Consider the following 15,608-nt stretch of genomic DNA (forward strand, 5'->3'; position numbering starts at 1 on the left):
GCAGGCGCGAAAGGTTAGCGTCACCTCAGCGGCCACACTGTGCTCGAAGTGTGGCCGCACTACTCATCCCGCGTTCACGTTGGACTTCCTACGCTCTGGGACGATCTGGAACGCCACAGGGTGAGACCATGCCGAGAATGTTGCCGTTGTCTACAGCCAGAATGACGAAACCGTTTTAGCCGCGTCACGAAATTGGATTGAAACGATGTGCGACTACCAGGCTTCACTAAATCTAGGAGCTAGCCCTGCAATGAATGCTTCGATCATGATGCTGCATACGATGCCTTCCAAGCGCATTGAGCGCCTAGAGGCATAGGACGCCCGCCGGCGCGAACGGTCGGAATTCGGATCAATTTCATTCTACGGCTAGCTTTCCATGCGTTGCTTTGATCAGCGATCGCGCTTTTTGAACTGATCGCGACGTCCAAAGGGTACTAAATGCTCGTTCGACTAAATGTGGTGATGGCCGCCGTAGCGCTGCTGAACAGCAGCGCTCTCGCGCAGGGCGTAAGTCTCACCGACCCGCAGATCGCGCATATCGCCTATACCGCTGGCAAGCTCGATATAACCGCGGCAAAGCAGGCGCTGGAAAGATCTGAAAACAAGGCGGTGAAAGCGTTTGCCGCTGATATGGTGCGAGATCATGAAGCCCTGAATAAGCAGGCAATTGCGCCCGTCAAAAAGCTCAGGGTCACTCCCAAAGACAACGACACTAGCCGCATGTTGTCCCGAAACGCTGCCGTCAAGTCCAAGGAGCTGTCGAAGTTAAAGGGCGTCGCATTCGACAAGGCCTACGTCGCCAACGAAATCATTTATCACAAGATGGTCGACGATACGCTGGAAAACCTTCTTATTCCGTCGGCTAGCAGTGTGGAGTTGAAGAGCCTGCTGAAGGCGGCCCTCAAGAACAACCAAAGTCACGAGCAGCACGCCGAGCAAGTGGCGACCGAGTTAAACTGATTAGGTCGGTCCATCGCACGAGCGCGACACTTACCAACGACGCGACCGACCTGAGTGAGTGATATGAATCATGAGTGGCATCTCAGTTGATCCGTCCAGCAAGGCCTTCATCCGCAATGCGACCCTACGTAGGAAACGGGGGTTGCTTCTGATTGCGGCGGTGATTCTGTTAGACATCCTACTCGCCTCAGCGGCTTGGTATGCCGTTGGCTATCTCATTGGAGCGTAGAGCGAAGGTTGGACTATAAATTTGGACGATCAGGTAAGTGGCCTGGTTTAGAATCAAGCAGGCGATTACGATAGCGATGCCGCTCCAAGGACCGAAATCGTTCATATGAAGAACGGCGGCGGAAAAGAATGCAATCATCAATGCACTAGGCACGAGGACAAGAATTTTAAAACGAAGGCCCGCAAGCGCTCCAAAGAGCACGCTGATGGCCAGCAAACCCACTACAGCTATATTGATGTTTGATGCCAAAGACATTTGTGATCCCCCTCTTCGTGAGAAGCAAGACGGACAACAAACTCGCACAAGCGGCCTAAATGAATTGTCGGTACAATTTAAACAATTCAAACTACTTGTAGTGGTTCGTTGGCATCTCGCTTCTACGGGAGCGGCGTGGGACTGATGAATTTTTGATTCATAAAAGCTGTTTCAGTTCCCCAACTGCGGTCTCACGGCCGACCCGCGCATCTGTGATCAGCATGAAATCGAAATGCGGCCACACCATGGAACGATAAGCCATGAGCAATTCCATTCGACGGCGTGATCATCGACGAGATCGAGGACGGCTGTCCGCCCAGCGGGGCTCGGGATGCTCGCATCGAAGCGGCCAACTGGCCTGCATCGCCTGGACGTAGCGCATGCTGGGTTTCAGGGATCGGCTCAACCCTTACCACAAGCACGGGCAGCTGATTGCCTCGAAGCCGACGGCGGCGTGACGAACCTCCGCAACACATCGAGCAAGCACCGTGGAACGAAACCAAAGCGCTGCAGCGACCATTGCAGGACGGGTCACTCCAGATCGTTGCGGCAGGCGAAAAAGAGGACGCTAAAGACGCCTCTACCGAGATCGGCGCGCCACAAAACCATGGCAGCTGGTCTGCCCCCTGAAAAGTGGTCCTCCCTGAATTAGGCTATTAGCCGTTAGAGAGGACATTGGAATGCCCCAGAAGAAGCACAAGGCGGAAGAGATCGTCGCGAAGCTGCGCCAGGTCGATGTTTTGCTTTCACAAGGCAGATCGGTTGGCGAAGCGGTTCGTTCGATCGGCGTGACGCAGTTCACGTATTACCGGTGGCGCAAGGAGTTTGGTGGCCTGAAGGGCGATCAGGTAAAGCGCTTGAAAGAGCTTGAGAAAGAGAACGACCGGCTGCGCAAGGCAGTGTCGGACCTGACGCTCGAGAAGCTGATCCTGAAAGAGGCTGCCTCGGGAAACTTCTGAGCCCTTCCCGCCGTCGCCGCTGCGTCGACCATGTCATGGTGAAGTTCTCCGTCTCGGAGCGCTTTGCCTGCAAGGTTCTGGGCCAGCATCGCTCGACCCAGCGCAAGAAGCCGCAAAGCCGACCGGATGAAGAGGCATTGACGACCGACATCATCAGTCTGGCCTTACGCTACGGCCGCTATGGCTATCGCAGGATCACGGCGATGCTGCGGTCCGAGGGTTGGACGGTGAATGCCAAGCGTGTCGAGCGTATCTGGCGGCGGGAGGGGCTGAAGGTTCCTCAGAAACAACCGAAGAGAGGCAGACTCTGGCTGAATGACGGATCGTGCGTCCGGCTTCGGCCCGAGCATCCAAACCATGTTTGGTCCTATGACTTCGTCGAGGGCCGGACCCACAATGGCAGGAAGTTCCGCATGCTCAACATCATCGACGAGTTCACCAGAGAATGTCTGGCGATCCGGATTGATCGCAAGCTCAACTCGACCGACGTCATCGACGTCTTGTCGGACCTGTTCATCCTACGCGGCGTGCCCGGCCACGTTCGTTCTGATAACGGGCCGGAGTTCATCGCCAAGGCAGTGCGAGAGTGGATTGCAGCTGTCGGCGCCAAGACCGCGTTCATCGAGCCCGGAAGCCCTTGGGAGAACGGCTACTGCGAGAGCTTCAACTCGAAGCTTCGCGACGAACTGCTCAACGGTGAGATCTTCTACAGCCTCGCCGAGGCCAAGGTCATCATCGAGGCATGGCGGCGCTACTACAACACCGAGCGACCACACTCATCGCTCGGATATAAACCGCCGGCGCCAGAGGCCATCGCCTGGCCTTCAAAGCCAGCCGGATCGCTTCCGCCAGCAGCGCAAGCAATGGCCGAAAAGCCGATTATGCATTAAGACTGAAACCGGACCACCTCATAGGGGCAGGCCAATCGTCAACGACGATCGCCCGATAGGTGATGCCGTTCCATTCTCGGGACAGGATAGTGCCAGCTTTCAGCTCGACCTGTCCCCGGTCGAAGGCCACGAGCTTGGCCATGATGGAGTCGGACGTCTCTTTCTCGCCGATCCGATCAAGGAACTGGCGTATCGCCGGATCGAGGTCGCCCGACTGATCCGCCTGTCGCCGATAGCTGATGATGGCTGTCTGGAGATGCTTCGGAAGATGCGCCAGCGTGGACCAGCTAGAGCGACGACCACGCGACTGCGGTCGCTGACCAACGAGATCGCGACGACCCGCGAGCTCGCCCTTCAAGGCTTCAGCCATCGTCAGGCCTGCTTCGCTGCAATGATACGGTAGATGCGCTGATCGGCTTCAAAGCTTGAGACCAACTCGAGCCCGAGCTTCTTGCGGACGACACCGGCCAAAAATCCACGCACGGAATGCTGCTGCCAACCGGAGGCTTTCGAGAGTGCGGCAATGGTCGCACCAGCCGGGCGCCTCAGAAGATCGAGCAGTTTGGCTTGTTTATTCGCGCGTTTGTTGGCTTCAGCAGTTACGCTGACCACGCCGCCCGATTGAGCCGAGCTTAAGGGAAGCGTTGGACGTCGCTTCGTCGGTCTCCCCACCGGACGAGACTTTTTTCTTGCTGGTTTCGCCGCAGTGCCGGCCTTGGCACGCCCGTTGCGCTTCGATGGCTTCCGATTGCGGGATGACTTCTGCATAGGCCCTCCGAATGATGCGACATCAGCGTCGCACCATCCACGGCCCCGTCAGCGATGTTGCGCTGCGGGGCCGATCCAAAGGCCATCTCACGCCACAGCAATGCTCGCTTCGCCCGACAATGCCAGTCCTTTCTGCAGGAACCTCGAAAATACGGTCGAAGGCCGAAACGCCTCCGGCGCGGCATAAATGTTTCAACCCGCGCATCGCGACGGCCGAGTAGATTTTCAAACTCGCCGGCTCGACCGGCGGGTGGCGGCTGCAGTCTGAGCTCGGCCTCTACTACGATAATCTACTCGCTCTCGTCGTTCACTTTGGTCGGGCCGCATCGAGCTCTCAGGCCGCTGGCGACAAAATGTGAAAGGTCCTGAACCAGATCGATCGCAACCGTGGGATCGAGCGTCGATGATGAGGCGACCTCAGATCTGGAACGATGAGAGCAGCGCCTTCTGAGCCTGACTCGCATAACCTGCTCCGCCAACCGTCATCGCCGACGACCAGATGAATCACCATTATTTCATCTTCCTTAGGGATCTTCGTATCGGGACGATCAGGCGTGTCGATGAGCGGTCCTGGCAAGGTGAAAGGTGGTAGTGGAACGTATCCCGTCATGGCGCAATGGCGACGCCGATAGTTTGGATGAAGCCAAGAGCGAGTTTAAGGAGGCGTGGGAGCGGTTCTAAGCACGCGGAGATGTTCTGTACGCAAGTTCGGCGGCGAATGGATGCATCCATTGGAAGGCGGCACGGGCGCGCGCTGGGCGCAGTGGAAGAAGAAAAAGGGGCCCGTAGCATTCAAGCGCTTGTGAACTCTCCGTCCACTAGTGCGCATAACTTCCGCTGCCGGATGTGCAATGATGGCTAATCACCGCACGGATCGTGGCTTATATCGGTGATGAGAACGCCGCTCGCGCTCACGCCCTCCTCTCGCGGACAGGAGCAGCGCCATGCAGATCGGGCGTCGTTTCAAGCAGACCACATCGTTCCAGGACCGTCTTTCAGCCTTCATCTCGGGCGCGCGCTACGAGGCTAACGCTGCGCCGGGCGGCGCGGACGAGTACGAGCTGCGGAAGAAAATCCGGCAGGCCGAGACAGCCGCGAACATCGAGGCGTGGGCGAGCTTGCCCGAACTGCAGCCGCCGAAGTAGGCGCGGCAGCATTCCTAGCGCCGCATCCTCAGGATCCCTCCCATCAAAGAACCAGCAGCATGAAGAACCCCACCAAGGCGCAGGTCCGGCGCCGCTCGTTTGAGCTGTGGCAGCAGGCGGGCTTCCCCGAAGGCAGGGACAACGAGTTCGAACAGCGGGCCTCGCAGGAACTGCGGGCCGAAGAGAAGCAGAGGAGCGATCCGGCATGATTGGCAACTGCCGCGTATGCTGCGGCGTCGGCTGGGTGTGCGAGATCCATTCCAGCAAGGCTTTTGACTACGAGCTCGGCTGCGCGTGTAGCGAAGGGATGCCGTGCGAGTGCAACGACAGCACCCCTCCTGACACGAGCCAGGTCATCATTATTATCGAAGAAGTGACGCTGCACTGAGAGCCGTCGAGCGATGCATTGTCTCGGAAAATAGCGCGATGCGATGCGACATCACATCTCAGGCATTGTCGCGGCAAAACCCGTTCAAGGGGCTTACAAGGATTGATCAGGCGTATAGCGCGACGGGCCCATTCCCCCCGGAGGGCTCTAGCACGGTCCCGCAGCTTTTCGCCCCCAAAAGCCCCCGCGGGACCGTGCTCCCCAGGGAGGCCACTGGAACAATCAAATTAAGTCAGAACGATGCATGAAACCTGTCCGATCCGCGGCTGACGATTTTGTGCCGGAAGCCGTGCATAAATGGTAGGCTCAGCCATCATCGCCCCTTTCGAGGCATCCGCCGATGACTGAGAGCAGCGCGAGCTCCCGCCTCTTACGGAGCGCACCATGTGCAGCGAATGCGACGAACTGCGCCGAAAGATTGCTGTCAACCGCGGGCTTTCGATCGGACTTGACGGCCCGGCTAGCATCAGCCTCAACAAAGCCGAACTTACAGCGCTCGAAGAACAACTGGATGTGCTGCTCGGAGAGCACCTCGAAGCGGCGCGCCCTTCCAGCCAGAAAGCCCTCGATAAAAAACCGATGGTGCAATAACTTTTGGCGAATTGAGCACTAGCCCACTTTTACCTCTGATACCCTCAACCTCTGAAGATCACTGACGCCTGAATTCCAGCCGCCGTTAGAGCGTTTATTTCCAGGTGATTTCACGATCGTGCGGAGCGGGATGAAGAATGTGTCTTGCCGTGATCGAGAAGCATCCGGCGGAGCGTCTGAACGGACTTGGCTTGCAATGGACCGGAGGGCCCGTGACATTGGGCAATCGCTTTGCCGAGATTGGCGTATATGCTCTCTACGGTACTCATGCAGCTTAGCCTCTCGCCGCCGTGCTGAACCTGAGGTGTAAGCGCACGATCGACAAATTGCGATGCAATACGCCTAATGCACGCCGGGACGGGCTTACTGCTGCGCTCGTCCAACCGTCAAAAAATCTTCCGTTACAGCGCGTTGAATGCGATGAAGATCGTTGCCCTTATCAGATGGGTCAGGCACGATCTTCCCACGCTAACTGCAGTCTGCTGGGAAAGGCGCAGGATTTTCTCAATGCGAAATAAGCAGGCGGATATGCAGTTAAGATCGAAGAAGTGCAGGATGAGCTAGCTGGTGGCGATTCGGGGCATATCGTCACCCAAAAGTTTGATGAGCTTATCTGATACTGGTTTAACGACAGATCGCGGCTGATATTTTGATGATGAATCGGACAAAATTATTATTCGAGCCGCTCCAGCTTTTTCTGAAGATGATTTTCAAAACATGACACCGGATGAGGTCGAAGGTCATCGCGCATTGATTGATTCATTGAAAGAACCCCGAAAACGCCATGGGTTCGGACTAGGAGGGAGATGATACCTGTGATTGGCTCTGAATGGATCGCGCGCGATGGTCGTAAGATGCGTGTGGACGAGGTGATAATGCCCGTCGATCCGGACGCGATGCCATGGTGCAAAATGTCAGTATTGAACCCTGGGAAGAGGATGCGTCGCCACACCGAGATGGCGGTGTCAAACTTCGGCAGAGGATCCTACATCGGGTTTCTGAGGCCGCTTCCATGACATCATCCGTCTCCAAAATCCTCAACGAACCCCGCCTCGGCTTCGTGAAGGAGCGTGGATAGGTGGGCTAAGAGGGACTAGGATCCCGACCGGCTGCTTTTCGAGCGATGAACCTCACCGTCATTGCCGTCGACAACGTGAAAGCGACTACTGCGTCACCCATTGAAGGCCTCGGCGTCCCGTCAGCGAAAGTCGGTGGTGCGCAGGATGAGACCGGGTGGCTTGCCCTCGAATTCCGACAATTGAAACTTGCGGATCGCGCAAGCCTCGATCCGGTCGCGCAATCGCTCGAACTGAGCAGCGCGCTGGGCAGGCGCAATGCGTCCAGAATTTTCCATGCTGTCGAGCGCGTCGGTGCTGATGGCGCAGGGGATTTCCACCTCGTCGTTCATCATCGAGAACAGCACGACCATCCGATCGTATTCAAACCTATCAAAGGCTCCGCGTGTCAGTGTCATGAGATTGTTTCCTTCACTGTAGCGAGCGCACCTGTTACTTGGCGCCCCGATGTCACGTTCGCCCCGCTGCCGTGATGGGATCCGGTTGACCTTCAGGAGGGATCACAAGCCGCACGCGCATCCCTAAGCTGCGCATTGGACAGATCGACCGAACTAATGGACACCATCTCTATCGCCGCCGTGCACGAGGCAGCGGCCGGCACCATGATCATGGTAGAGACGCGACGATAGCAGGGAAACGACAGTCCTTCGATCAACTCCTCGTCTGTTAAGATTTCATAAGGGCCTGCGGGCAACAGGCGATCGATTCCTTGCATCTTGAATGGATGCTTGAAGTAAACTGTCTCTCGGCGCGTTCGTGTGACCATGATCCGCTCCGCCTGTTCGATGCAACGATCGCGTGGTGTCATCATAGAGGGCTGCGAATCTTAGTCCGCAGTAAACGCTTCCTCGTCAAGCAGCGCGTTCTAAAGAGTCTCCGCCGTCAGTTCACGTCGCTGCTGAATAGGGATGCCTGATAAATCGGCATGCAGATCGTTCAGGCTCGCGTCCCATCATTCGTCACTTCAGGGCTGCGGCCAAATAAACGCTATCGCCCGTTACAAGTGGCAACAAAGTCTGCCGATACAAGGTCTTCATAGCACGATAGCGTGAGTCGAGGCGGAAAGGGTGGGTGTTGATAATGTTCAATTGTGGTGCTCGCTCGTGTGCCGCCAGCGGACGAGAGCCCGATCTGCAACCCGGATAGGGGCAACGGAAGCCGCTAGGGGATTGGTGGGCTGGACAATCCACCGCACCCGGATTGGTCGCGCCGGAAAGTAATAGCTCGGGCGGGAGAATTCTTCGGCGCTAGTAGCGGCCAGTTAGCCAAAGCGGCGCAAGCTTGACGGTCCAATGCAATAGATCGCGCCTCCCAAGAACGCTTCCCCGGTCAGTCCCTTCTCTCAGTAACCTAGGAGAAGTACATCGGAACCGAAGAAACCATAAATGATCTGATCGCTAGCGACGTCGACAGAACTTCAGGCACCGAGATAATGGGCAAATGTCACGCGTAAGTCATGGCAACGAGACGATTTAGGTCATTTTTCAGCTGAATATTAGGTCTGATTGGGCGGTCATGACAGCATTGACTTATTGGGGAAACGATCAAACCATCGAAGCGCTCTCGCCACCGAGGGCATAATGACAAGCGCGACGATTAACCAAGTGATGCCGCGTCAGTAGGCGGCTATTCTTATAGTCGTCGACGTGACGAGCGATCGGCGCAGCGCTGCATCTCCATCACAGACTTCGCGAACCCTCCTCGCCAAGCCGTATGTTCGGAAGTGCCCTGCAGGTTCGGCGCAGAGATCATTTCTCAAACTCCTTCATGGTGTGTTCGACGAGACGATTTATGTGTGGGATGTCGGTGTGGTCGCCGATTACTTCGATCCCGGGTTTTTCGGTGTCGTACATTAGAGTGACGATGCCAACGCGCCGTTCTTCGACGTTAAGCGTGAGCGTGTCCATATCGGTATGAAACATCGCTTTGATGATCTCGGCGCTATTTCGTGATCGGCTAACGACCGTTTTATCTCCACTGCTGATGGAGATTTGAAAACCGTCGTTGACGGCGTTGTCAACGAGCGCGTTGGCGATTCTTTCGTGCAGTGATGTCTCATTCATAGAAGCTCTCTTTTCGTTGCCGGTGGCCGGATCAATCTCAGCGCTCGGGCGGCGCGACTTGTTCCGCTATTATCGCGTTGGCGTGAACGCGGCACCTTGAGGTAGTCATGAGTTATGATTGCGTTACTATCTGCTAAGGATGAGTGAAGTTTGTGTCGCCTTCATAATGCGAGATTTCGTAATCCGAAGCGTGCCCGTGAGCAGGCTTACCGATGCCCATAATTCACAGTGAGCGGACAAGAATCATCAGTCATCAATGCCAAAATGACGGAGCCAGGAAATCTTGAAGCCAAGGCAATACGGGCCCGTCTCGAAAGCGAAATGATGTCTAAATTGACATGATAACTTCCCCCGAAAAAGAAAACCCGGCACGCGCCGGGCTCCCTCGCGCCATTCAAGGACAGCTATTTCTGCTTCGGAGCTTCCGGCAAGGGTCTGGTATTGCGCGTGTTGTCCTGAGCGGTAGGTTTGGCCTCGCCCGGAGGTGCAGTGTTCGGGGATTCAGTGGGAGCGATCGGTGTATCGGACATGGTGTTTCCTTCCGGAAACGAACCTAAAACTAATTTTCTAGGTGCTCGCTGGAAGTGGGGCCTGTGACTCTGATCGCAATGGGTGCATGCGAAATAAGAAATATTTGTTCCACTCGTACACTGCCGTTGGCCCGCGATTACAAGGCATTGATACGAGGTTTTACAGCTGACCGGCAGCCTCCAAGCACCGGCATCCAGGTAGGCTTTACGCCGGTAAGGCAATGATCCTGCCTGAGGCGGTGTCTGCGGATGACCCAAGATTCAAAGCACTTCGCGAAAACGAAGATAACTGTCTGCAGCTTGCTGAAAGGGCAGGAAACAAAGCCGATAGCGAATTGACGAAGACTAGGCATCAGTCCGGCACATAATGATATCATCCAAGCGACGGTCATTACAACTTATTCATCAGTTCGGTTACCTGGATATCGCCCGGCGGAACGCAACCGAATTTTACAGCCTCGAGCAACGTCTTCCCTGCCGAGGACGTTGCAACGGTTCGGGCAGCCAGCTTGCCTCCGGTTCAAGAGTTTAAAGTGGAACAACGGCAGGGCTGCCTCAAAAACGCAGTTACCGATGCAAGGCCTCATCGCGCGGCTGATAGTGTTCAATAATGTTGCCAGCACAGACTTACACGAGGGCGCTCCGGCACGGATTTCCATGCTGCGCTGATCAGCGTAAGCAACTGACGCGCAGAACGTGGCGTGGGATCTCAGATCATAAGGCGGAGTGGAGCGTACTTACGCCCGGAGGCCATTTGGAAAGACGTTGGCAGTCGCACCTGAGATCCGTCCGTCGGTGAATTCTCCGACGCGGTGGTGTTGAAAGCGTTCGGCGAGGCTAGCGATCTATCAGCCCTTTCAACTCGGAGCTCGTTCACCAAGCGAAGGCCATTTCTCACGGCTGTTGCAGACTTGTTACCAAGTCACCCATTCGTCGCCCCTCCAATAACCTCGCCCCTCATGTTCGCGGAAGACGACATGCGGGTCGGCGCGCCAACTATCGTCGTGAATGACGATCCTCGCGTCCGGCGGGTAGCTGTACTGATCCGGCGTGTGCCAGCACACGTTTTCCGAACAAACGATTCCCGCCGAAGCGGTCAAGGACGTAAGGACTAGAGCGCCGCCGGTTACGGCAGTTAATGCCAGGATAGTTTTGCGCACAGAAGTCATTGGACAACCCTTCAGGTGATAAATGCACTGCGCCGAGCCTTTGAGAGATTTTTCGGTTAGCGAGCTTCGAATCTGGACTTGCTGGGCTGCGTCACACTTACGGGATCGGACGCCGGAAAGGAGTCGATCAACCCTTCTTCGAGCTGTTGATCGATACGTCGGATACTTGCTCTATCGATATCCCTCACGCTCATGGCCAAATCGTCGTTTACGCGTTTGATCTGCCAGTGAACGTACTCGATGATATCACCGAACTCAGCCTCGATATCGCTAGCTGATATGCCCTCCGTTTGAGCCATCTCAACGCACTTGCGAGCAAGCGCCCTAGCGAGCCTGGTGTCCCCTTTCGCCTGATAACCCTCGGCACGGATGTGAGACTGAATCCAAAAGTCTACGAATGTACGAACCTTATCGCCCAAAGCGTCCTCCATCCGTTATTAGGCGATCAAGCGTACAGCGAACCGCTATCGCCTATCTAATGCTAGTCGCTGAGATCTATCTCAAGGATTCCGGCCTCGGGTGATCGAAAACAATAGAAACGCAGCGCGCTGCCATCTGAGGTGGATCGGAACACCACTTGGTCATCACCATTCCAATGGCTCAACTCAGCCACCAAATCATGGACCTTTAGCAGCTTCTCGATGTCTGGTGCGTTCCTGACTGGGGGCACACCGCCGGGGCTAACTTCATTATCGCGATTCATGATCTAACAACTCCGGTAAATTCTCAGCCGTTTAGGGCCGTCCGCTTTCCGGACAAGCCATCGCGAAGCTAGACTACAGCGTCTATTCGCAAGGCTTCTTTCAGATCATCTGGATCAATATCGAACGACTCGGTCGTTAAACGTGCTCTGCGCGAATCGGTCGCTCTGAAGGACGTTGCTATCCGGCGGAACGCCAGGAACGACAAACCTTGGATTTCCTCCTCGTCGGTTACTACCTCATAGGTACCGGGTGGAAACGGCCAATCGATGCCTTCGATGCAGAAGCTATGTTTGAAAACGACGGAGTCTCTACGGGATGTGACGGCCATAACGCCTCCAATCTCGTTTGCGCTCGAAAGGTTACCTGCGCAACTCTCGATCGCGAGATCCATCCAAGTCACCAGCGCCAAATGACGGCGCCCAGAATCACGAGGCCAAAGATAAAGAATAGAGGGGGAGCAATCGGCTGAACCAAACAGTCGCGAATGCTGCCTGAATTGAAAAGCCAACCTCCGCTCTCGAACCTTTCGCGAAAGGTGGGTTTGACTTCTATTCCGGACCCTCTCTAGGAAGTAGGGAGTGAACGTCTGATCGCAATGGGGCCGGACGATGATAGGAAATATAGTTCTTGCCACATGCGCGATGTCCGTGGACTATCCCGACGCAGAGGCAACCGGCATCGCCTTAAGCACACCAGAGCGACGCCGAGGTATGCGCAGCCACAGCAGCCATAGTGGATGAGAGAAACTAATCTCTCGGGCTTCGATTGGTAGGTCTGAACGACGTCCCTTCGCCGTGCACCGGGCTAGCGGAGTTTCGGGATACCCGCGTCGATAGCGACTAGAATACTGCAACATATGCGCCGGTCCGTGCTAGTGTAATGTCAGGCCCACTTCGGGCCGGAGGAATGAACCATGGCCAAAGGTGAACAACGCGGGAATCGCGAAGCAAAGAAGCCGAAGAAAGAAAAGCAGAAGGTGATTGCGGCAGCTCCTAGCTTGAAGGGGCTTATGCAATCCGACGCTGCCAAGGCTCGCAAGAAGTAGCAAACGCCCCGAGCGACGAGCTTGAGCGCGGCGGCCCCTCGGGTCAAACGAATGGTGGTCTTGCTGACCTGAAACGATCCCATGTCATTAGGAAGCACATCGGCTGCGCCGCAGCAGAACGATGGAGATTGCCATGTCGAGCGAGACCTTCTTCGTGGCGAACCACAGCGTGGCCGCAAGTCGAATTGCTGCCCTCGCCGGTTTATCGTTTGTCAACAAGGATTTTGTCATATCGGCCGCGGGCACGCTTGCGACGGCTGGTGTTGGCGAACTCTGCTATATGGACGATGCGAAATACATTGAGGAACTAAAAGTAACTCGAGCAAGCGCGTGCCTGATATCCCCCCGATTCAGTGAGCTCGTTCCGGCAGGAACTTTTTCGTTTGTAACGCCGCATCCTTATGCGATCTATGCGCAAGTGCTCGCGCTCCTCTATCCAGATGCAACAATTCCCGCGTCGAATTTTGGGACAGACGGAATATCACCGAAAGCGAACATCCATGCGTCAGCTATTGTAGGGTATGACGTCACGATTGATCCGGGTGCATCCATTGGTCCAAACGCGCGCATCGGCGACTTCACCTGTATCGGATCGAATGCAGTAATTGGACCCAGTGTCAGGATCGGGCGGAATTGCTATATCGGAGCCAACGTCACCGTTGCGCACGCCGTTGTTGGCGACCGCGTTATTATTCATCCCGGCGCCTCCATTGGCCAAGATGGCTTTGGGTTCACGTTTCTCGGAGGAAAGTGGGTCAAGGTTCCCCAAGTCGGCGGCGTAATAATCCAAAATGATGTGGAAGTTGGAGCCAACACCACGATCGATCGCGGATCGATGCGGGCGACGGTTATCGGCGAAGGAACAAAACTCGATAACCTCATTCAAGTGGCGCACAACGTGGAGATCGGCGCGCATTGCGCGATCGCCGCCCAGGTCGGTATAGCGGGATCGACAACTATCGGTGATTTTGTCGCCATTGGCGGTCATGCGGCGATCGCCCCTCACATCACGATTGGCTCAAAAGCCCAGATCGGAGGTGCGAGCGGAGTTATGTGCGACATTCCGGCCGGCGAGCGCTGGGTGGGGATTCCAGCCCGTCAGAGCCGAGCGTTCTTTCGTCAGTATGCCGTACTAAAGCGTTTGGCAAAAAAGAAATGGAGAACTTTCGACGGCTTGGAGTGACGACGACCGTACTTCGGCGAACGTCGCATCTCAATGGCCGCCCATTGATCGCGGCAGGATCGGGTGATCGCGTCCCTGCTTGTGGCCCTCATCCGAACACCGATTAGGCCGATGAGCGGTTGCTCGGGACGCTTCAGAACAACGCCTAAGAGCTAGTCCGCGGCTCTAATCCACGCCGCGCCGTTGTTGCTTGTGTCACCGCCGCTGCTTCATGCCGGGCGAGTTGGGCTCCAGCGGGCAGCTGGTCTTGTGCCGCCGAGGCTTTTGGCCTCTGAAACACGTAGGAAGATGATCGCCCCCAATCCCAATTCTCCTCCTTATGACTTCCTACCTGACCCTTCGCGAACATGCGATAGTAGTATCTCTGCCATTCCTTAAGAGCATTCCGTATCCCCTTGATACAAGGCGCTGCTCTCTTAAGAGGGAAGAGGCTCTCGAGGAGTTGGGATGATCGGCTGGATACTGAGGCGCGTGCGCGAATATGAGTGCGTGCACGAGTGGGGTGATCCCCAGAAGATAAAACGTATGGCCGGTAACCTGGTCGGACGATGTGGAGGACACGCTGCTGCCGACCAGCATCAGGAAGGTCTACATCTGTCCGAAATGCCTGGCTAAGCGGAAAATCAAGCTGTGAATAGCGGATCTAGCTATGTAGGCGCGCGGTCGCCATATGAGTGTGACAGCTGAGAGGACCTCGAAGATGGACGAGATAGAAGTGTGCGTGAACGACATCGTCGCGCAGTACGGCCACCTGACGCTGGGCGGGGAGACGCAGGCACAGGACTTCAAGAAGACGGTGCAGAACTTCATAGAGTACGGGCCCGGCATGCCCGAACAGCGGCGCCAGGCATTGTTCAAACATATGAAGGGCTGGGATCCTCATTATAAGAGCTTCCTGACTAGGCGGGACAGAACGATGAGCGGGTGAATAGCGGAGCTCGCGCGATCTTCAAGCCATGAGAGAATTACGAGTACCCGCGTCACGATGCTCCAGGTAAAAGTGGGGCTAGTGGTCATCTTTAGGATTATCTAGCATGCGCATCGGATCGAATCCTTCTTGTTCGCGCAGCTCCTCTTCGGCCCGAGCATAGAACTCTTCGGCACGCCCTTCAGGACTGCCGGCCTCTTCCCATAGTTGATTGGCGCGGACTATGATCTGGGCGTTGTGCGGGGCGTCCATGGCGCTTCCTGGCTTTCTGCGACGGGCGGCGCACTGTCCCGCAGGGGCTCTTGCGAGGCAAAAGGTGCAGGACCGTGCGGTGGTTCTAGGAGATAGGACCGTCAGCTTGATATGTAGGTTCGTTCCGTTTTTGTTAGTGCCTTAGACCAGCAAAGCCCAGCATGTCTCGCAGAAGTGATGTCGCGGTGCTCCCAAGTATCCGCAGGTGACTTAAGCTCGTCGCGAGCCTACTTTGCGTCAGGATAGTGGTTCGCTATTGCTTTAGTCAGGTTTTCTTCGAGCGCTTTGATGTCGGCCTTGTTGAGGACAATGCTGGATGGGTCCGTCAGCTCCGTTGAAAGTGCGCGAACGGCGGCAATCTGCCAACAGAGGTCCTCGCATATCTTGCACATAGCTCGCTCCACTTCAGGCGGGAGCGCGCGCTGCTCTCAGTCACCGATGCTGCCAAAGGTCGGGCGATGATGACGCTAACG

Annotated in this window: 20 protein-coding genes; 9 read left to right on the top strand and 11 right to left on the bottom strand. The window is 56.0% G+C overall.

What is annotated here, in order from left to right:
- Positions 1 to 438: 438 nt before the first annotated feature.
- Positions 439 to 960: a DUF4142 domain-containing protein gene (locus ACZ5IL_RS08230; protein ID WP_464596257.1), complete on the top strand. Its 522-nt coding sequence runs from the start codon at positions 439 to 441 to the stop codon at positions 958 to 960.
- Between the two features lie 187 nt (positions 961 to 1,147).
- Here the strand turns inward: ACZ5IL_RS08230 and ACZ5IL_RS08235 are convergent, their stop codons facing one another.
- Complete coding sequence (locus ACZ5IL_RS08235; RefSeq protein ID WP_464596258.1) at positions 1,148 to 1,444, bottom strand: hypothetical protein; 297 nt, start codon at positions 1,442 to 1,444, stop codon at positions 1,148 to 1,150.
- A 680-nt stretch (positions 1,445 to 2,124) separates the two neighbouring features.
- On the opposite strand from ACZ5IL_RS08235, the gene ACZ5IL_RS08240 reads away from it, so the two are divergent.
- Positions 2,125 to 3,293, top strand: a protein-coding gene (locus ACZ5IL_RS08240; RefSeq protein WP_464593814.1) for an IS3 family transposase whose coding sequence is annotated in 2 segments (ribosomal slippage) — positions 2,125 to 2,389 and positions 2,389 to 3,293 — 1,170 coding nt in all. Because the reading frame shifts where the segments join, the coding sequence is not laid out codon by codon here.
- Here the strand turns inward: ACZ5IL_RS08240 and ACZ5IL_RS08245 are convergent.
- Together ACZ5IL_RS08245 and ACZ5IL_RS08250 are read right to left on the bottom strand one after the other, a co-directional pair.
- The gene (locus ACZ5IL_RS08245; RefSeq protein WP_464596259.1) at positions 3,283 to 3,663 is read right to left on the bottom strand and encodes a DUF2924 domain-containing protein; all 381 of its coding nucleotides are present in this window, start codon (positions 3,661 to 3,663) and stop codon (positions 3,283 to 3,285) included. The two genes, ACZ5IL_RS08240 and ACZ5IL_RS08245, sit on opposite strands and share 11 nt — an antisense overlap.
- A gap of 2 nt (positions 3,664 to 3,665) precedes the next feature.
- Positions 3,666 to 4,061, bottom strand: coding sequence for a DUF3489 domain-containing protein (locus tag ACZ5IL_RS08250; RefSeq protein WP_244613850.1), 396 nt, complete (start codon positions 4,059 to 4,061; stop codon positions 3,666 to 3,668).
- Between the two features lie 944 nt (positions 4,062 to 5,005).
- Between ACZ5IL_RS08250 and ACZ5IL_RS08255 the strand changes: the two genes are divergently transcribed.
- From ACZ5IL_RS08255 to ACZ5IL_RS08270, 4 genes are all read left to right on the top strand, one after another.
- A complete protein-coding gene (locus ACZ5IL_RS08255; RefSeq protein WP_464596261.1) occupies positions 5,006 to 5,206 on the top strand; it encodes a hypothetical protein in 201 nt (66 codons plus the stop codon).
- 59 nt (positions 5,207 to 5,265) lie between these two features.
- A complete protein-coding gene (locus ACZ5IL_RS08260; RefSeq protein WP_141385142.1) occupies positions 5,266 to 5,415 on the top strand; it encodes a DUF2934 domain-containing protein in 150 nt (49 codons plus the stop codon).
- Complete coding sequence (locus ACZ5IL_RS08265; protein ID WP_141385143.1) at positions 5,412 to 5,594, top strand: hypothetical protein; 183 nt, start codon at positions 5,412 to 5,414, stop codon at positions 5,592 to 5,594. Before ACZ5IL_RS08260 ends, ACZ5IL_RS08265 begins: the two co-directional genes overlap by 4 nt.
- 384 nt (positions 5,595 to 5,978) lie before the next feature.
- A complete protein-coding gene (locus ACZ5IL_RS08270) occupies positions 5,979 to 6,185 on the top strand; it encodes a hypothetical protein (RefSeq protein ID WP_464596263.1) in 207 nt (68 codons plus the stop codon).
- 1,198 nt (positions 6,186 to 7,383) lie between these two features.
- Here ACZ5IL_RS08270 and ACZ5IL_RS08275 read toward each other — a convergent pair.
- The 6 genes from ACZ5IL_RS08275 to ACZ5IL_RS08300 all read right to left on the bottom strand — a co-directional run bounded on the left by ACZ5IL_RS08275 (position 7,384) and on the right by ACZ5IL_RS08300 (position 12,118).
- Complete coding sequence (locus ACZ5IL_RS08275) at positions 7,384 to 7,659, bottom strand: DUF1488 family protein (RefSeq protein ID WP_309775952.1); 276 nt, start codon at positions 7,657 to 7,659, stop codon at positions 7,384 to 7,386.
- Positions 7,660 to 7,751: 92 nt separating this feature from the next.
- Positions 7,752 to 8,027, bottom strand: coding sequence for a hypothetical protein (locus ACZ5IL_RS08280; protein WP_464596264.1), 276 nt, complete (start codon positions 8,025 to 8,027; stop codon positions 7,752 to 7,754).
- 982 nt (positions 8,028 to 9,009) lie between these two features.
- On the bottom strand, positions 9,010 to 9,324 hold the full coding sequence (locus ACZ5IL_RS08285) for a hypothetical protein (RefSeq protein ID WP_464596266.1): 315 nt from the start codon (positions 9,322 to 9,324) through the stop codon (positions 9,010 to 9,012).
- Positions 9,325 to 9,728: 404 nt separating this feature from the next.
- Positions 9,729 to 9,854 carry a hypothetical protein gene (locus ACZ5IL_RS08290; RefSeq protein ID WP_274533940.1) on the bottom strand — a complete coding sequence of 42 codons (126 nt, stop codon included), beginning with the start codon at positions 9,852 to 9,854 and terminating at the stop codon, positions 9,729 to 9,731.
- A gap of 1,225 nt (positions 9,855 to 11,079) precedes the next feature.
- Positions 11,080 to 11,442 carry a DUF768 domain-containing protein gene (locus ACZ5IL_RS08295; protein WP_464596268.1) on the bottom strand — a complete coding sequence of 121 codons (363 nt, stop codon included), beginning with the start codon at positions 11,440 to 11,442 and terminating at the stop codon, positions 11,080 to 11,082.
- Between the two features lie 352 nt (positions 11,443 to 11,794).
- Positions 11,795 to 12,118, bottom strand: coding sequence for a hypothetical protein (locus ACZ5IL_RS08300; RefSeq protein ID WP_464596269.1), 324 nt, complete (start codon positions 12,116 to 12,118; stop codon positions 11,795 to 11,797).
- 522 nt (positions 12,119 to 12,640) lie between these two features.
- On the opposite strand from ACZ5IL_RS08300, the gene ACZ5IL_RS08305 reads away from it, so the two are divergent.
- The 3 genes from ACZ5IL_RS08305 to ACZ5IL_RS08315 all read left to right on the top strand — a co-directional run bounded on the left by ACZ5IL_RS08305 (position 12,641) and on the right by ACZ5IL_RS08315 (position 14,883).
- Positions 12,641 to 12,772 carry a hypothetical protein gene (locus ACZ5IL_RS08305; protein ID WP_283809267.1) on the top strand — a complete coding sequence of 44 codons (132 nt, stop codon included), beginning with the start codon at positions 12,641 to 12,643 and terminating at the stop codon, positions 12,770 to 12,772.
- 133 nt (positions 12,773 to 12,905) lie between these two features.
- The gene (gene lpxD, locus ACZ5IL_RS08310) at positions 12,906 to 13,955 is read left to right on the top strand and encodes a UDP-3-O-(3-hydroxymyristoyl)glucosamine N-acyltransferase (RefSeq protein ID WP_464596270.1); all 1,050 of its coding nucleotides are present in this window, start codon (positions 12,906 to 12,908) and stop codon (positions 13,953 to 13,955) included.
- A 700-nt stretch (positions 13,956 to 14,655) separates the two neighbouring features.
- The gene (locus ACZ5IL_RS08315; protein ID WP_309775859.1) at positions 14,656 to 14,883 is read left to right on the top strand and encodes a hypothetical protein; all 228 of its coding nucleotides are present in this window, start codon (positions 14,656 to 14,658) and stop codon (positions 14,881 to 14,883) included.
- Between the two features lie 78 nt (positions 14,884 to 14,961).
- Here the strand turns inward: ACZ5IL_RS08315 and ACZ5IL_RS08320 are convergent, their stop codons facing one another.
- Together ACZ5IL_RS08320 and ACZ5IL_RS08325 are read right to left on the bottom strand one after the other, a co-directional pair.
- Positions 14,962 to 15,135, bottom strand: a complete 174-nt coding sequence (locus ACZ5IL_RS08320; protein ID WP_464596271.1) for a DUF2934 domain-containing protein — start codon at positions 15,133 to 15,135, stop codon at positions 14,962 to 14,964.
- A gap of 227 nt (positions 15,136 to 15,362) precedes the next feature.
- The gene (locus ACZ5IL_RS08325; protein WP_464596273.1) at positions 15,363 to 15,527 is read right to left on the bottom strand and encodes a hypothetical protein; all 165 of its coding nucleotides are present in this window, start codon (positions 15,525 to 15,527) and stop codon (positions 15,363 to 15,365) included.
- Between the last annotated feature and the right edge of the window lie 81 nt (positions 15,528 to 15,608).

Source organism: Nitrobacter sp. CN101 (assembly GCF_055390255.1).

Bases quoted from the DNA above. Each gene is read 5' to 3' on its own strand.
- ACZ5IL_RS08325 (WP_464596273.1), bottom strand. From the start codon at position 15,527: ATGTGCAAGATATGCGAGGACCTCTGTTGGCAGATTGCCGCCGTTCGC.
- ACZ5IL_RS08320 (WP_464596271.1), bottom strand. From the start codon at position 15,135: ATGGACGCCCCGCACAACGCCCAGATCATAGTCCGCGCCAATCAACTA.
- ACZ5IL_RS08285 (WP_464596266.1), bottom strand. From the start codon at position 9,324: ATGAATGAGACATCACTGCACGAAAGAATCGCCAACGCGCTCGTTGAC.
- ACZ5IL_RS08230 (WP_464596257.1), top strand. From the start codon at position 439: ATGCTCGTTCGACTAAATGTGGTGATGGCCGCCGTAGCGCTGCTGAAC.
- ACZ5IL_RS08260 (WP_141385142.1), top strand. From the start codon at position 5,266: ATGAAGAACCCCACCAAGGCGCAGGTCCGGCGCCGCTCGTTTGAGCTG.
- ACZ5IL_RS08265 (WP_141385143.1), top strand. From the start codon at position 5,412: ATGATTGGCAACTGCCGCGTATGCTGCGGCGTCGGCTGGGTGTGCGAG.
- ACZ5IL_RS08270 (WP_464596263.1), top strand. From the start codon at position 5,979: ATGTGCAGCGAATGCGACGAACTGCGCCGAAAGATTGCTGTCAACCGC.
- ACZ5IL_RS08315 (WP_309775859.1), top strand. From the start codon at position 14,656: ATGGACGAGATAGAAGTGTGCGTGAACGACATCGTCGCGCAGTACGGC.
- ACZ5IL_RS08305 (WP_283809267.1), top strand. From the start codon at position 12,641: ATGGCCAAAGGTGAACAACGCGGGAATCGCGAAGCAAAGAAGCCGAAG.
- ACZ5IL_RS08300 (WP_464596269.1), bottom strand. From the start codon at position 12,118: ATGGATCTCGCGATCGAGAGTTGCGCAGGTAACCTTTCGAGCGCAAAC.
- ACZ5IL_RS08280 (WP_464596264.1), bottom strand. From the start codon at position 8,027: ATGGTCACACGAACGCGCCGAGAGACAGTTTACTTCAAGCATCCATTC.
- ACZ5IL_RS08235 (WP_464596258.1), bottom strand. From the start codon at position 1,444: ATGTCTTTGGCATCAAACATCAATATAGCTGTAGTGGGTTTGCTGGCC.
- lpxD (WP_464596270.1), top strand. From the start codon at position 12,906: ATGTCGAGCGAGACCTTCTTCGTGGCGAACCACAGCGTGGCCGCAAGT.
- ACZ5IL_RS08290 (WP_274533940.1), bottom strand. From the start codon at position 9,854: ATGTCCGATACACCGATCGCTCCCACTGAATCCCCGAACACTGCACCT.
- ACZ5IL_RS08245 (WP_464596259.1), bottom strand. From the start codon at position 3,663: ATGGCTGAAGCCTTGAAGGGCGAGCTCGCGGGTCGTCGCGATCTCGTT.
- ACZ5IL_RS08255 (WP_464596261.1), top strand. From the start codon at position 5,006: ATGCAGATCGGGCGTCGTTTCAAGCAGACCACATCGTTCCAGGACCGT.
- ACZ5IL_RS08275 (WP_309775952.1), bottom strand. From the start codon at position 7,659: ATGACACTGACACGCGGAGCCTTTGATAGGTTTGAATACGATCGGATG.
- ACZ5IL_RS08250 (WP_244613850.1), bottom strand. From the start codon at position 4,061: ATGCAGAAGTCATCCCGCAATCGGAAGCCATCGAAGCGCAACGGGCGT.